The sequence below is a fragment of the Robertmurraya sp. DFI.2.37 genome (assembly GCF_029211245.1).
Taxonomy (GTDB): Bacteria; Bacillota; Bacilli; order Bacillales; family Cytobacillaceae; genus Robertmurraya; species Robertmurraya methanolica_A.
Genome location: NZ_JARGEJ010000039.1, coordinates 16,364 through 30,138, shown reverse-complemented (window position 1 = coordinate 30,138; position 13,775 = coordinate 16,364). Strand labels below are relative to the sequence as shown.

Below are 13,775 nucleotides of genomic sequence, written 5' to 3'. Positions count from 1 at the left end.
TTATGACACCTGTTTGTCATAATTAATAATGAGGTGATTTTTTTTATGAAAATAGAACGTCTTATCGCGATTATTATGATTCTTTTAGAAAGAGACAATGTCCCTACAAGCGAGCTTGCTGAAAAACTGGAGGTAAGTAGAAGAACCATATTTAGAGACGTTGATACTTTAAATTTGGCAGGATTGCCAATTGTGGTAACTAGGGGTTCTAACGGTGGTGTAAGCTTGATGAATTCCTATAAAGTTGATAGAAAGTTATTTACTCCTAAAGATGTCCATAAATTAATAACCAGCTTACAAAGTTATCAACAGTTACTGCAGAATAAAGAAATTTCTACTATGTTGACTAAACTGCATAGCATGAGTGAGAACAATGAAAGCCTATCACACAATGTTCATTACGAACGAATTTCAGTTGATTTAACGCTAAATGAAGGGAATCATTCATTACGAAATATACTTAGTAAAATTGAATCCGCAATGTCTAATTTTCAATATCTAGTATTTAATTACATGGACAAATATGGTCAAAGTTCTCTACGAAAAGTAGAGCCCTACCATATAGTATTCAAAGAAGGCAGCTGGTATTTACAAGCTTTTAGTATGGAAAGAAATGATTATAGAATATTCAAAGTGGCTAGGATGGAAAAAGTAACGATTTCGGATGAAACATTTAGCCCAAGAAAATTTGTACCGATACGCATGGATGGCTCAGACTGGATGGAAGAAAAAGTAGCTGTAATGATAAAAATTGATAAATCTATTAAGGATAGAGTCATTGAGCGTTTCGGAGAAGAGTATATAGTTGAAAAAAAAGATAGTGAATATATAGCGAAATATCTAATTGTAGATAATGAAGAAGGATACAATATATTACTTAGATTTGGAAACAAATGCGAAATCATTGAACCCGTTACGATTAGAGAAAAGTTCAAAAGATATTTGCGAGAAATAGCGCAACGATACGAAAATAATTAGGCAAAAATCATTGTTTTTGACTAAATGAACAGTACCCTTATCCTTTTAGGGCTTGTCAAGAATGTGTAAACAAGCCCCCCCCAAATCCTAATTTAAAAGATAAAATTCCACCCTATCCTCTATTTGTGGCAGGATTCATCTTGATTAATTTTAACCGCAGCTACTTATAATACCGTTCACCTTGGTGTATTTAAATGAGGGTTTTTAAATGAAATTTTATGCTTTTGTTTTATTGATTCACTTTATCTATCAACTCTATATATTGTGAATCTCCATATCCTACTGTTGGGAATACCTCGAATAATCGCATAAGCAATTCAGATGAGGATAAATGCCTATTTTTTATAATGTATCTTATGACCCTATTATTTTCTGTCTGCATTTCTAAAAATATTCTAAAGCCTGATACATCACTGGAGGTACTTCCTTTGTTGGTTTCATATGATTGATCAATACTTCCATGTATACAGAATAATAGCTGCCTAAAGTAAGCTCCGTTTGACTTACTTTAAATTTATCCTCTCTGAAGCTATTAAAAAAAACCTTACCTTTATACTGAGACTGTTCAAGATAGGCAAGTAGCGTTAGAAGATTCATCTGACATATCTTCTCCAAGCCATAAAACAATATAGTTATAGTTTTTCACGAACAGATTCTTTAAGGGCTTTATTACCTTATTTCGGTAATTTTCTTTAGACTCACCATGTCCTGCTGCTCTTGTTTGAATAAACGCATGGTCGAAAATAGATGTCGTCGTCCATTTACGCACATTGCTTCATTAAATGAAACATAATCAGAATCTCCCATAAGCCTTTTATTTTTAAATTCTTCATACATAAATTGACCGTTTAATATGTTCAGTACATCTTGATCAAATAATTCACTTTTCCTTCTTTTTAATAGCTCAACCTCAGTTTCTCTAGATATGCTCGTTCTGCAACCATCCTCATCCTGATTAATAGTGAGCTTGGCAAATGATTGAACAGGCATTTGCTTGATTTGAAATTCTCTTGGACTAAACACCAAAAACTGTTTTAAATGTCCTGCTATAGGCTTCTTGGGATGAATAATGATAATCAAAGGCAATATCGATGATTTTCCGGTTATTTGCTAAATCTCCCGTAGATAAATACAACCTTCTTTGAAGGATATAGCGTCTAATGCTTATACCTGTTACCTGATGGAATTTAAAAGAACAATAATAAGGGGAGTACCCCATATAACTAGCTAAATCCTCTAATGAAAATTCATCTTTTAAATTTTCCTCAATCCAATCAATCATTAACTGTATATATTCATTCATTTGCCTCACCCCTTAATAAAATTATAGATGTTATCAATTTAATTCTTTTGATATGTTGTTGTGTTATTTCTATATTAAGCATAAACAAAACATTTATAAAAAAGCCTATCCACACCCTTTTTCATGGATAGGCTTTGGTCACAATATGAACTAAGAATCGTTTGAGCAACATTATAAAGCTAAAGCTTGTATTTAATTTCGATTGACACGTTTATACTATATTGTATAATTTTACTATAAACATAGTGAATTTATACTATTCACTCTACCTCATGTTCCCTACTCTCTTTATCTTAATTAGTGAACGGTTACAAATCTTTTATTATCTAGTTTGGAGGAGGTACAAAATGGCAGCAATCGCGACGATCGGTTTTCTACTATTTTTCTTTTCATTGTTTTATTTATTCATTCATTTTCTCCGTAAGTTTAAAAATCGTAATAAACAGCTTTCCAAAAAGATATTCTATCCCACGTTCATCGGCGGCTTAGTTCTCTTTATGATCGGAACATCGAGCGTAGACAGCGGGCTCGAAGAACAGCTTGCAGAAGCTCAGGAAGAAAACAAGGCACTTCTTACGGAGAATCAAGAACTTAAAGGAACGATAAAAGAATATGAGGAAAATATTAAAGAATTAGCTGAAACAAATGAAAAATTAAACAATGACTTTCAGGAACTCTCCTCAAAGGCTGAGGCTGCCGAGAAGGCGGAACTAGAAAAAGAGAGTCTAACTCAAAAAATAGCCGAGCTCGAGGAAAAAAACAAATCATTAGAGGACGAGATCACTTCTTTAAACGGACAATTAGCAAGTAAAACAACATCTACAACTACTACCGCATCTAAGACCACTTCACAATCAAAAAGTACGACGAATAACTCATCTTCCAATGGAAATTCAAACCAAAAAACTGCAACCACAGCAAATACAACAGAATATTTCGCAAACTGTACAGAATTAAGAAAGGTCTACCCTAACGGCGTTGCATCCGATCACCCCGCCTATCAACCAAAAATGGATCGGGACAAGGATAATTGGGCATGTGAAAGATAAAAAAAGAGAGCCATCAATGAAAAAGTCCCTCCTAATTTGTCCTGTAATGATCATTTCGGTACTCTCCGCTTTGTCTACCCTTTCAAGAATATATATCGACCGAAAGCAGTAAGTAAACGACTAAAAAGCTTTAGCTCTCAAACAAAGAGCTAAAGCTTTTTAATTAACCAATATATTTCTCTAAAGTCTTACGAACAGCACCTGGTCCTGCAAGCATTTCATGGAACATGCCTTCAATTTTTTCACCGACGCCAATTTCATATAAATTAATTCCAAAAATCGATTCATTTGACAATATTGCTTTGACATTGGACGTTTGAGCTCCAAGAGAAACACCAGCTAAGGTTTCCTGGAGAGTCTCCAACAAAGGATCTGGACTTAATGTAAACTCTTTTCCAGCATCATCAATTCCTAGCAGATAACGACACCAAGTAGCAATTGCCAATGGAATCGCTGTTAAATCTGCAGGATTTAACTCCTCTCGCTTTGCATAGGCTTTTAACGTTTCCCCGAAACGTATTCCTACTTTTTGCGACGTATCCGTCGCAATTCTTTGCGGTGTATCTGGAATGTATGGGTTCACAAAACGTTCGGTTAGAACCTCATCTAAAAATGCCTTCGGACTTATAATACCTGGGTCAACGACCACTTTTAGCCCCTCTGCATAACCAATTTGTTCAACAAATTTTCTCAGCGTAGGATCTTTCATCTCATCTGCAATCAATGTGTAACCAAGTAAGCAACCAGAAACAGCAAGAGCCGTATGCAATGGATTTAGACAAGTAGTAACCTTCATTGTTTCAATATTATTAACCGTTTCACGATCTGTGAAAATGATACCAGCCTTTTCTAAAGAAGGGCGACCATTAGTGAATTTATCCTCAATCACAAGATATTCACTAACTTCCGCATTAACAAATGGCGCTGTATACGTATTTTTGCTTGTTACAATGACATCCATATCGGCAATTCCTTGAGCCAACAGAGCCTCTTTCACGACTTCAGATGGTCGCGGCGTAATTTTATCAATCATTGATACTGGGAAAGTAATCTTTGACTCATCCAATAAATATGCCACAAAGCCTTCAGTAACAAAGCCTCTCTTTTGCCATTCTTTCGCCATCGTTACCATGCTATGTTTTAATTTATCGCCATTATGGGAACAATTGTCCATGCTGACAAATGTCATTGGATATTGTCCTTTTAAATAACGGCGATATGCAAGTGCCGTAACGATGCTCATCGCATGAAGCGGTTGTTCCAATCCGTTTTCAATATCTTTCTCAACGACACCTAAGTATTGACCGGCTGGACTTGTAAGAGCATAGCCCTTTTCCGTAATCGTAAAACTCGCCATCTGCAAGCTTGGGTTTTCGAAAATCTCGACAAGACGACTAATATCATCGGGTCGACTATTGTCTGCCGTAATTCCCTCGACAATACTATTGATAACCGTTTTCTCAAACTCGCCATTCGATTTCATCGTCACAAGCAGGGTTAAATTATCATAAGGCTTATAAGCTTTGTCGATCATTTCAAAATCAAATGTTTCAGCTGCAATGATTCCTGTAGTTTCTAGCCTTTCATTAAGCAGCTTTTGATGGGCGTTAGCAATAAAGCCGCGAAATATATTACCAGCACCAAAGTGAACCCATTGTGGTTTTTCCTTTGTATTTCGGAGAACTTGCTCGAAATCAAATTCAGGTAATTTAACATCTGCTTCTTTCCAAGCAGCAGCTTCCGTTGAGATACTATCTCTTGTTAAACGCAGCATCCTTAATTTCCTGCCTTTCTCTTTTCAAGACTGTCCCATACTCCCAGCATGTACATAATGCCTAATGCTCTGTCGTACAAGCCATATCCAGGGCGGCAGTGCTTTTCCTCTCCCCATAGATGACGACCATGGTCAGGGCGAATGAATCCAGTAAAGCCATTATCGTGATATGCTTTAAGACATTCATAAACATCAACACTACCGTCTTGTCCACGGTGAGATACTTCAATGAAATCGCCGTTTTCAAAAACTTTTACATTGCGGATATGCGCGAAATGAATGCGATCATGGAATTCGCGAATCATCGCCGGTAAATCATTGGCTGGATTAGAGCCTAATGAGCCTGTGCAGAAAGTTAAACCATTGTAAGGACTATCTACTAAATCAAGGAATCTGCGAATATAATCTCTGTTGCGGATAATACGTGGCAGTCCAAAAATCGGCCAAGCTGGATCGTCAGGATGGATGGCCATTTTCACATCGTACTCTTCGCAAACTGGAATAATTCGTTCAAGGAAATATTTTAAGTTATCAAAAAGGATATCTTCCGTTACTCCTTCATATGCTTTGAACAAATCATCAAGCTTTTCTAAACGCTCTGGTTCCCAGCCTGGCATTGTAAACTCACCGGCACCTTCAAGAATTCGGGCAACCATTTCCTTTGGATCATCAGTAATAGCCGCTTTTTCATAAAATAATGCATTTGAACCATCAGGAAGCTCTTTATATAAATCCGTTCTTGTCCAATCAAATACCGGCATGAAGTTGTAGCAAATAACCTTTACGCCGACTTTTGATAGTTTTTTAATCGTATCAATATAAATATCAATATACTTATCTCTGCTTGGCAAACCAATTTTTATATCATCGTGAACGTTTACGCTTTCAACCACTTCTGGACTAAAACCCTTGCTACGAATTTGATCCGCAACTTCTTGGATTCTTTCCATTTCCCATTCTTCACCAGCGACCTTATCATGTAAAGACCATACAATTCCCTTTACTCCTGGTATTTGGCGAATATGATCAAGCGTAATTGAGTCATTGCCTTCACCATACCATCTCCATGACATGTTCATCCAATTCCACTCCTTAAATGTATTATCACGATTTCCTATAGAAATGCATACAAGTTTTTCCTAGGTAATCACTTTATCAAAAATAAATCCTCACATTCTTGTATACAAGATACAATTAAATCTTAAGTCATCCTGAATCACTTGTCAACTCTTAAATAATTGTTTTCAAAGTTATTCATAGATGTTTGCTTTAGATGACTAAATTGTATATATGACTTAATCATGTATACTAGATTTTTGTTGCAAAACAAACGGTCTGAAACCGCATCCATATTTGGTTGTTTTAAGTGGGTTTCATGACTGATTGGCTGAAAATGATGCTCATAGGAGGAATCTCAAAAAGAGGCAAGGAAATATATTTACACATGCTGCGGTGATGTTGATGGAGCAGGAAAGCCCAACAGGAAGAATCGTGTTCTTGTACAAACACAGCCATATTTTCCAACTTCCCCCTGAGCCTCCGTTTCACACCAACATGAACATGCAAATCTTTTTATGACTGTCTCGCCAATCTTACCTTATCAACGTACTGACGAGCTAATGCTGTTACTTTCGTATAATCTCCATCCGCCTTTGCCGCATTGACTAAATTCCCGCCAATCCCAACGGCAACACAGCCATTATGGATCCATTCCTGAATATTATTTAAACTGACTCCGCCTGTTGGCATAATATTCACTTGAGGTAACGGCGCTTTAACTGCCTTTACAAAGTCAGGTCCCACTGCGCTTCCTGGGAAAAGCTTAATTACATCAGCACCAAAGGTGAGCGCTTCCTGCATTTCCTTGATAGTTATACAGCCTGGCATATATGGGATCGCATAGAGATTGCATAAAAGGGCGACTTCCTTATTAAAAGCTGGACTGACAACAAACTCAGAACCTGCCATAATCGCTAGTCTTGCTGTTGTTTCATCTAATACAGTACCTGCACCTACTACTACTGTCGGATCATTTTTGTATTCAGCTACTAGAGTTTTGATAACAGCATCAGCGTCTGGTGTCGTATACGTGATCTCGACACAAGTAACTCCACCTTCTATACAAGCCCTTGAAATAAGAATGGCCTCCTCAGAAGAATCAGCGCGGATTACTGCTACTACTCCTTTATCAGCGATTTGTTGCAATGTGTTCAGTTTTTTCATTGGTTCGTCCTACCTTTCTAAAAATAATCAAATATTTCCATGTGATAAATTGAGCAATGATACTTGGTTGCCTAAAAAGTCTTTTTAACTACTCTCTTATTTTCCAGAGGCTTGAATAAACTTTTCTAACACCTCCCGCGTTGGCAAACCTTCATTATCACTTGGCGATTGAAGCTGAATAGCCCCGATTGCATTGCCACGAATGACCGTATTTTCAATTGATAAACCCTCTGCTAAACCACTTACGATCCCAACTGCAAATCCATCCCCTGCTCCTACCGTATCAACAATTCTATCGACCTTAAAGCCTTTAATGTATGTGCCAGGCATGTCATTGCCCTTAACAAAGGCACCCTTTTCACCTAATTTAATGACAACAAGCTTCGTATTACCTGTTAGGTAGAAATCAGCAATCTCTTCTGGTTCGGTGTAGCCGGTAAGAATTTTCCCTTCGGAAATACCAGGGAGAACAACATCACATTTAGCCGCTAGTTCATTTATGTTGTGTACCATATCTTCTTCACTCTTCCATAAATGAGGGCGAAGATTTGGATCAAAGGTAATGCATGCACCATTCTTTCTGCCTTCCTCCGCAAAAAAATGGGAGACAGCCTTTGTTTCAGGTGATAATGCTAAAAACACTCCACTAAGATGGATAAAATCAAAGGTTGAGAAATTTACACTTTCAAACATTTCAAGCTTCAACTTTGTCGCCGCACTATTTTTTCGAAAGTTTGCCACATGCGGATCGCCTGTCGCTACTTTTTCTTTGATTTGTAGCCCTGTTAAGTATTGAGCATTCTTAAAAACAAAGTCACTATGAATCTTTTCTTGTTCAATATACTTTTTAATTGATCGTCCAAGCGGGTCATCTCCCACTTGTGTCGCATAATAGACATCATGTTCTAACCTAGCTAACCCCACACTTACATTTAGTTCAGCGCCGGCAATCGACCTTGTGAATTTTTTTACATCTTCAAGCTGTCCTATTTCATCTGCGACAAATAAACCCATCGCCTCTCCAATTGTAATAATTTTTTTCTTCATAAATATCTACCTCACGAATTAATTGTAGTATTTCTGAACAATTCGCATCGCTCATATCGGGGAGCATTTCATATAAAAGTCTTCTACTTACTTTTCACGCTCTGTTGAAAAATAACTATTTGCATTATTAAATGAAATATCCTGCACAATTTTACCGATAAATTCATAATCACGAGGCAGTTCTCCCTCTTCAATCCAGTTTCCAAACAACTGGCAAAGAATTCTGCGGAAATATTCATGTCTCGTATAAGATAGAAAGCTTCTTGAATCAGTTAACATACCAACAAACAAGCTTAAGAGACCGGCATTAGCAAGGGCCTTCATCTGCTCAATCATGCCTTCTTTTTGGTCATTGTACCACCAGCCGGTTCCAAATTGGATCTTCCCCTTCATTTCACTAGACTGGAAGTTTCCAATAGTGCTAGCAATTAACTCATTATGCATAGGGTTTAACGTATAGACGATTGTCTTCGGTAATGAATGGTTCATTTCCAAGCTATCTAAAAACCGATTAAGCGGGCGAGCTAGCTCAAAATCATTGATGGAGTCAAAACCAGCATCAGGCCCCAATTGATGAAACATTTTTGTATTGTTGTTTCGAATCGGCCCGATATGCAATTGCATAGCCCAGCCATGTTTATAATACTGTTCACCTAGAAATTTCATTGTGGATGTTTTATGCTTATCTTCTTCTTCTTTCGTAATCGTTTCCCCATTTAACGCCTTCATAAAAATTGCTTTCAGTTCTTCTAAAGTCGCTTCAAGATATGGCAAATACTCAAACCCATGGTCAGATATACGGCAACCATGTTTATGGAAGTAATGAACCCTATGCTCAAGCGCCTTTAAAAAATCTTCATAGCCTTTAATATCGATATTCGCTGCTTCACCTAGTTGAATGATATATTCTTTAAATGTTGGCTTGCGAATATCAAGACCTTTATCAGGACGGAAGGATGGAAGAACCTCTGCTTCAATTTCCTTATTTTCTGCAATTTTTTTGTGATACTCTAGAGTGTCAATCGGATCATCCGTTGTACCAATAACCTTCACATTACTTTTTTTAATTAATTTCCGTACGGAAAAATCATCTGACTGCACGATCCGGTTACAATGCTCCCAAATTTCTTCCCAATTTTCTTCTTTAATGGCATCGTTGTAGTTAAAATAGCGACTTAATTCCAAATGAGCCCAATGGTATAAAGGATTCCCCATTGTATAAGGGATCGTTTGAATCCATTTTTGGAATTTTTCTTTATCGCTAGCAGAGCCGGTAATATATTTCTCTTCAATTCCAAAAGCTCTCATAGCACGCCATTTATAATGATCGCCCGCCAGCCAAACTTCAGTAATATTATTGAAGCGCTTATCTTCAGCAATTTCCTTTGGACTTAGATGGCAATGATAATCGTAAATCGGCATTTTCTTTGCATAATCGTGATACAACGTCCTCGCGCTATCTGTATTTAATAGAAAATCATCCGTTAAAAACTTCATGTTGAAACCTCCATAACATTGCAAAATGGCTGCTTGAAGTAAACAATTTTATTTTTCCACTCAGCGAAAAACGTTAATGCCTCAAGAGATTGAGCATCTCTTGAGGCTTCGATCGTTTACAAAACTACAGAATAGCTATCATCCGCTTTTTTGATTTGTTGGCCATTGACATATAATGTTCTTTGTTCAAGCTTTGGTAAATAAAAACGAATGCTCTCATAAGGAAGCTTGTAGTTCCCTTCAATTTGATAACTTATTTGAATTGATTCCTGATCCGTATTCATTTGTAGTGAAACAACAGTGTGATTTTCTTGATAGTTAGCTGATATTCCATCGTCTTCATAAAGTTTGTAAGACGCAGTTCCCGCTCCCTTGTGAGGGAATAACAAGAAGCCTCTTTCATCCTTCTCTTTATTCGCAAACGAAGAATCAGCATCATTGATCGGAATAATGCTTCCGCCTTTGATCAATAACGGATTATAATCTAACGGCGCTGGAACTGTAACCGTTTGGCCTCCTTCATACCATTGAGAAGTATGGTAATCATACCAACCGCCTTCATACTTCGGTAAATATACCGGTCTTTCCGTTTGTCCCTTTTCCACTACTGAAGCAACGAGCATCGCTTCACCCAACATGAAATCGTCATTCTCTTCAAAAGTTTTTACATCATGTTCAAATTCATAGAAAGTAGGGCGTAAAATTGGTTCATAGTTTTCATGCGCATTGTATAATGCTGTATATAAATAAGGCGTAATTCGATGACGGAACTTAATTAAATCGCGAATATAGCCAGTTGTCTCCTCGTACATCCACGGGACATTAACCGACTTGTCATCATTCCATGAATGAATCGTAAAGCGCGGGTGGAAAATTCCATTTTGCACCCATCTGACGAGCAGTTCAGGTTCAGGTGCCATTCCAGAGAATCCTCCAATATCATGACCGATATTGTAAATACCAGATAAGCTTAATCCGAGACCCATCTTAATGTTGTACTTTAACGATTTCCAGCTTGTATAGTTATCGCCAGACCATGTTTGTACATAACGCTGCATTCCAGGACTTCCAGATCTTGAAATTAAATACGGTCTAACCTCAGGAGCATATTCCTTTTGAGCTTCATATGATGCTTTCATCATAAGAAGTGGCTGCAGCGAACGGACAACTTCAAAGCTTTTCTCTTCGCCAAATCCGTTCACTGTTGCATCCTTCGACCAAATTTCAAACTCATTGTTATCATTCCACGTCGAATCAATGCCGTACTCTAGAAGCTGCTCTGTCACCTTTTGCTTCCACCATTGAACGGCTTCTTCATTAGTAAAATCGACGTAAGAGCCAACTTCATCCCAAAACTGCACGATTTCAGGTTCCTCTGCACCATCCATAATGAACATTTTCTTCTCCTTCAGCTCATTAAATGCTGGATGGTCCTTTAATAGAGCCGGCTTAATATTGGCACAAAGCCTAACTCCTTTTTCATGGTATTCTTTAATAAACCCTTTCGCATCCGGAAACTTATCCGTATTCCAGTTGAATACATAGCGTTTATCGCCAATTGATGTGTATCCGGAAGAGAGTTGAAATGAATCGCAAATAATATCATGTTCTTCACATTTTGCAATAAATTTTTTCAACTGATTTTGTGCATCGGGCGCATCTGTGTAAGTCATGGTAGACCCTGAATAACCGAAGCTCCATTTTGGTGCAAAAATCGTTTTACCGGTTAGCCAAGAATATTTCTTTACTACATCCTTTACCTCTGGGCCAAGAATAATATAGTAATCTAAGTCCCCGGCAAAAGATTGGTAGTAACGATACCAACCATGATAATTATCCATTTCATTCCCCATATCAAAAATACTTTGGGCCATATTATCATAGAAAATACCAAAGGAAATATTTGATTGTTTATTTCTCGTAATATAGAAAGGAATATGCTTGTACAACGGGTCTGTATACTGAGCATCATAGCCCATTGGATCAACACTTAACATTCTATAGCGTTTTCCATAACGATCCATTTCTCCTGCTTTTTCACCTAAACCAAAATACTGTTCTTCGTTCGTTCGCTGTAAATAGTGAAAGATTCCCTCTCCCAATGAACCGTCGAAATTGTATGCTTGTGTAGAGCGATCAGCTGCGATTTGTTGAACATTTCCACTTCCATCTTTAGCAAACCAAGTTATTTGAAATCCATCTAATTGGATTTGCAATTTAAGTACTTCTGTTTCAACAACAAATAGCTGTTCACCTTCTTGAACCTTATACTCCGGTAACGAAAATGGTGATAAATCGAAGCGGTCTCGACCTTTTAATGGAACATCATCCATTCCTGGGGCGACCAACCAAGTATTTTTAACCTCAGGCCGCTCACCTTTCGTCATCATTACTCGAATTAAATCCTGCTCTAACACAAATACCCTTGCAGTTATGTCAGAATCCTCCAACTGGAATGAAAGAGTATTATTATTTCTATTTAAAAATCGAAATTGATATATTTCTCTTAAAGACATGTGCTCACCTCTATTTATTGTCAACTATCATTGCAGGTGTAATAAGTATTTATAAACTATTCAAGTTTTCAATCATGTTAATATCCAGCTAATTTTGGTAAAAACATGCTAATTTGCGGTATATAGGTTACAAGCAATAAAACAACGATTATCGCTGCATAGAATGGCAGCATTGGCTTAATAACATCCTCTAAATCTAGGTTGGCAATACTTGCCCCAACAAAGAGCGCACTTCCAACAGGAGGTGTAATATTCCCGATACTCAGGTTTAGAACAAGCATGATACCGAAATGAATTGGATCCATTCCAAACGCTGTTACAATCGGTAAGAAGATTGGTGTGAAAATCAATACCGCTGGCGTAATATCCATGAATGTTCCAATGAATAACAAGAAGAGATTTATGATTAAAAGAATAATAATCGGGTTGTCAGAAATCCCCATAATAAACTCACTAATAGCTGTTGGAATTCCTGTAAACGCCATAACCCATGACATTACGGAAGAAGCGGCAACTAGGAGCATGATAACTGAAGTGATCTGAACTGCCTCCATAATAATTTTCGGTAAATCTGAAAACTTTACCGCTCGATAGGCCATTGCCAGCAGGAACGTATAGGCAACCGCAACAGCTGCGGCTTCAGTTGCCGTGAAGATTCCTCCTAAGATCCCACCGATGACAATCACAATCAGCATTAAACTAGGGATCGCATCTAAAAACGTTTTCACTGCCACTTTAAAAGGAACTCGTTCAGAAACAGGATAATTTCTCCGCTTTGCGATAATAAAACCAACAATGATACAAGCCAATCCCCATAAAATTCCTGGTAAGTATCCTGCAATAAAAAGAGCTGCAACGGATGTTCCACCGCTTACTAAAGAATAAATAATTAATACTCCACTTGGCGGGATAATCAATCCCGTCGGTGCTGAAGCAATGTTAACAGCAGCTGAGAACTTCGGATCATAGCCTTCTTTCTTTTGCAACGGTCCCATTACTCCACCAATCGCCGCTGCCGCTGCAACAGATGAACCTGAAAGTGAGCCAAAAAGCATATTCCCAATCACATTGGTATGTGCTAAAGATCCTGGCATTCTTCCAACAAGAATTTTTCCAAAATTAATTAATCGTTCAGCAATTCCTCCATTATTCATTAAAATACCTGAAAGAATAAAGAAAGGAACCGCTAATAAGGTAAAGCTATCAAGCCCTGTTACCACTTTTTGTGAGGCCGTAAAGATCGCCATATCCATTGGCAAAACGGTTAAAATAGCTGCCATTGAAGAAATGACAATACTCACTGAAATTGGCACACTTAGAACAAGCATAATGATAAATACAAGAACTAATACAAGCCCCGCCTGTAATGCCATAGTGTCAACTCCCTA

9 protein-coding genes and 1 pseudogene are annotated in these 13,775 nt (G+C 37.6%); 2 read left to right on the top strand and 8 right to left on the bottom strand.

Annotated features, from left to right (window positions below; translation table 11 throughout):
* The first annotated feature begins 45 nt into the window (after positions 1–45).
* Positions 46–978 (top strand): helix-turn-helix transcriptional regulator, encoded by a 933-nt coding sequence (locus PZE06_RS17980; protein WP_275791728.1) that lies wholly within the window; start codon positions 46–48, stop codon positions 976–978.
* Between the two features lie 229 nt (positions 979–1,207).
* On the opposite strand, the pseudogene PZE06_RS17975 reads toward PZE06_RS17980, so the two are convergent.
* Positions 1,208–2,281: pseudogene (locus PZE06_RS17975) on the bottom strand (helix-turn-helix transcriptional regulator).
* Positions 2,282–2,628: 347 nt separating this feature from the next.
* Between PZE06_RS17975 and PZE06_RS32120 the strand changes: the two are divergent.
* Positions 2,629–3,330, top strand: a complete 702-nt coding sequence (locus PZE06_RS32120; protein ID WP_483314072.1) for an excalibur calcium-binding domain-containing protein — start codon at positions 2,629–2,631, stop codon at positions 3,328–3,330.
* 163 nt (positions 3,331–3,493) lie between these two features.
* Here PZE06_RS32120 and PZE06_RS17965 read toward each other — a convergent pair whose 3' ends face one another.
* The 7 genes from PZE06_RS17965 to PZE06_RS17935 form a co-directional block, all read right to left on the bottom strand.
* Positions 3,494–5,104: a mannitol dehydrogenase family protein gene (locus tag PZE06_RS17965; RefSeq protein WP_275791727.1), complete on the bottom strand. Its 1,611-nt coding sequence runs from the start codon at positions 5,102–5,104 to the stop codon at positions 3,494–3,496.
* A gap of 2 nt (positions 5,105–5,106) precedes the next feature.
* Positions 5,107–6,183, bottom strand: a complete 1,077-nt coding sequence (gene uxuA, locus PZE06_RS17960; protein ID WP_275791726.1) for a mannonate dehydratase — start codon at positions 6,181–6,183, stop codon at positions 5,107–5,109.
* A gap of 493 nt (positions 6,184–6,676) precedes the next feature.
* Entirely contained in the window at positions 6,677–7,327 is a 651-nt protein-coding gene (locus PZE06_RS17955; protein WP_275791725.1) for a bifunctional 2-keto-4-hydroxyglutarate aldolase/2-keto-3-deoxy-6-phosphogluconate aldolase, read from the bottom strand.
* A gap of 96 nt (positions 7,328–7,423) precedes the next feature.
* Entirely contained in the window at positions 7,424–8,374 is a 951-nt protein-coding gene (locus tag PZE06_RS17950) for a sugar kinase (RefSeq protein WP_275791724.1), read from the bottom strand.
* An 87-nt stretch (positions 8,375–8,461) separates the two neighbouring features.
* Entirely contained in the window at positions 8,462–9,871 is a 1,410-nt protein-coding gene (uxaC, locus tag PZE06_RS17945; RefSeq protein WP_275791723.1) for a glucuronate isomerase, read from the bottom strand.
* Positions 9,872–9,987: 116 nt separating this feature from the next.
* Positions 9,988–12,387, bottom strand: coding sequence for a glycoside hydrolase family 31 protein (locus tag PZE06_RS17940; RefSeq protein ID WP_275791722.1), 2,400 nt, complete (start codon positions 12,385–12,387; stop codon positions 9,988–9,990).
* A 77-nt stretch (positions 12,388–12,464) separates the two neighbouring features.
* Positions 12,465–13,760 carry a TRAP transporter large permease gene (locus tag PZE06_RS17935; RefSeq protein WP_275791721.1) on the bottom strand — a complete coding sequence of 432 codons (1,296 nt, stop codon included), beginning with the start codon at positions 13,758–13,760 and terminating at the stop codon, positions 12,465–12,467.
* Between the last annotated feature and the right edge of the window lie 15 nt (positions 13,761–13,775).

Coding starts and splice junctions, on each gene's coding strand:
- PZE06_RS17955 (WP_275791725.1), bottom strand. CDS start 7,327: ATGAAAAAACTGAACACATTGCAACAAATCGCTGATAAAGGAGTAGTA.
- PZE06_RS17940 (WP_275791722.1), bottom strand. CDS start 12,387: ATGTCTTTAAGAGAAATATATCAATTTCGATTTTTAAATAGAAATAAT.
- PZE06_RS32120 (WP_483314072.1), top strand. CDS start 2,629: ATGGCAGCAATCGCGACGATCGGTTTTCTACTATTTTTCTTTTCATTG.
- uxaC (WP_275791723.1), bottom strand. CDS start 9,871: ATGAAGTTTTTAACGGATGATTTTCTATTAAATACAGATAGCGCGAGG.
- PZE06_RS17950 (WP_275791724.1), bottom strand. CDS start 8,374: ATGAAGAAAAAAATTATTACAATTGGAGAGGCGATGGGTTTATTTGTC.
- PZE06_RS17965 (WP_275791727.1), bottom strand. CDS start 5,104: ATGCTGCGTTTAACAAGAGATAGTATCTCAACGGAAGCTGCTGCTTGG.
- uxuA (WP_275791726.1), bottom strand. CDS start 6,183: ATGAACATGTCATGGAGATGGTATGGTGAAGGCAATGACTCAATTACG.
- PZE06_RS17935 (WP_275791721.1), bottom strand. CDS start 13,760: ATGGCATTACAGGCGGGGCTTGTATTAGTTCTTGTATTTATCATTATG.
- PZE06_RS17980 (WP_275791728.1), top strand. CDS start 46: ATGAAAATAGAACGTCTTATCGCGATTATTATGATTCTTTTAGAAAGA.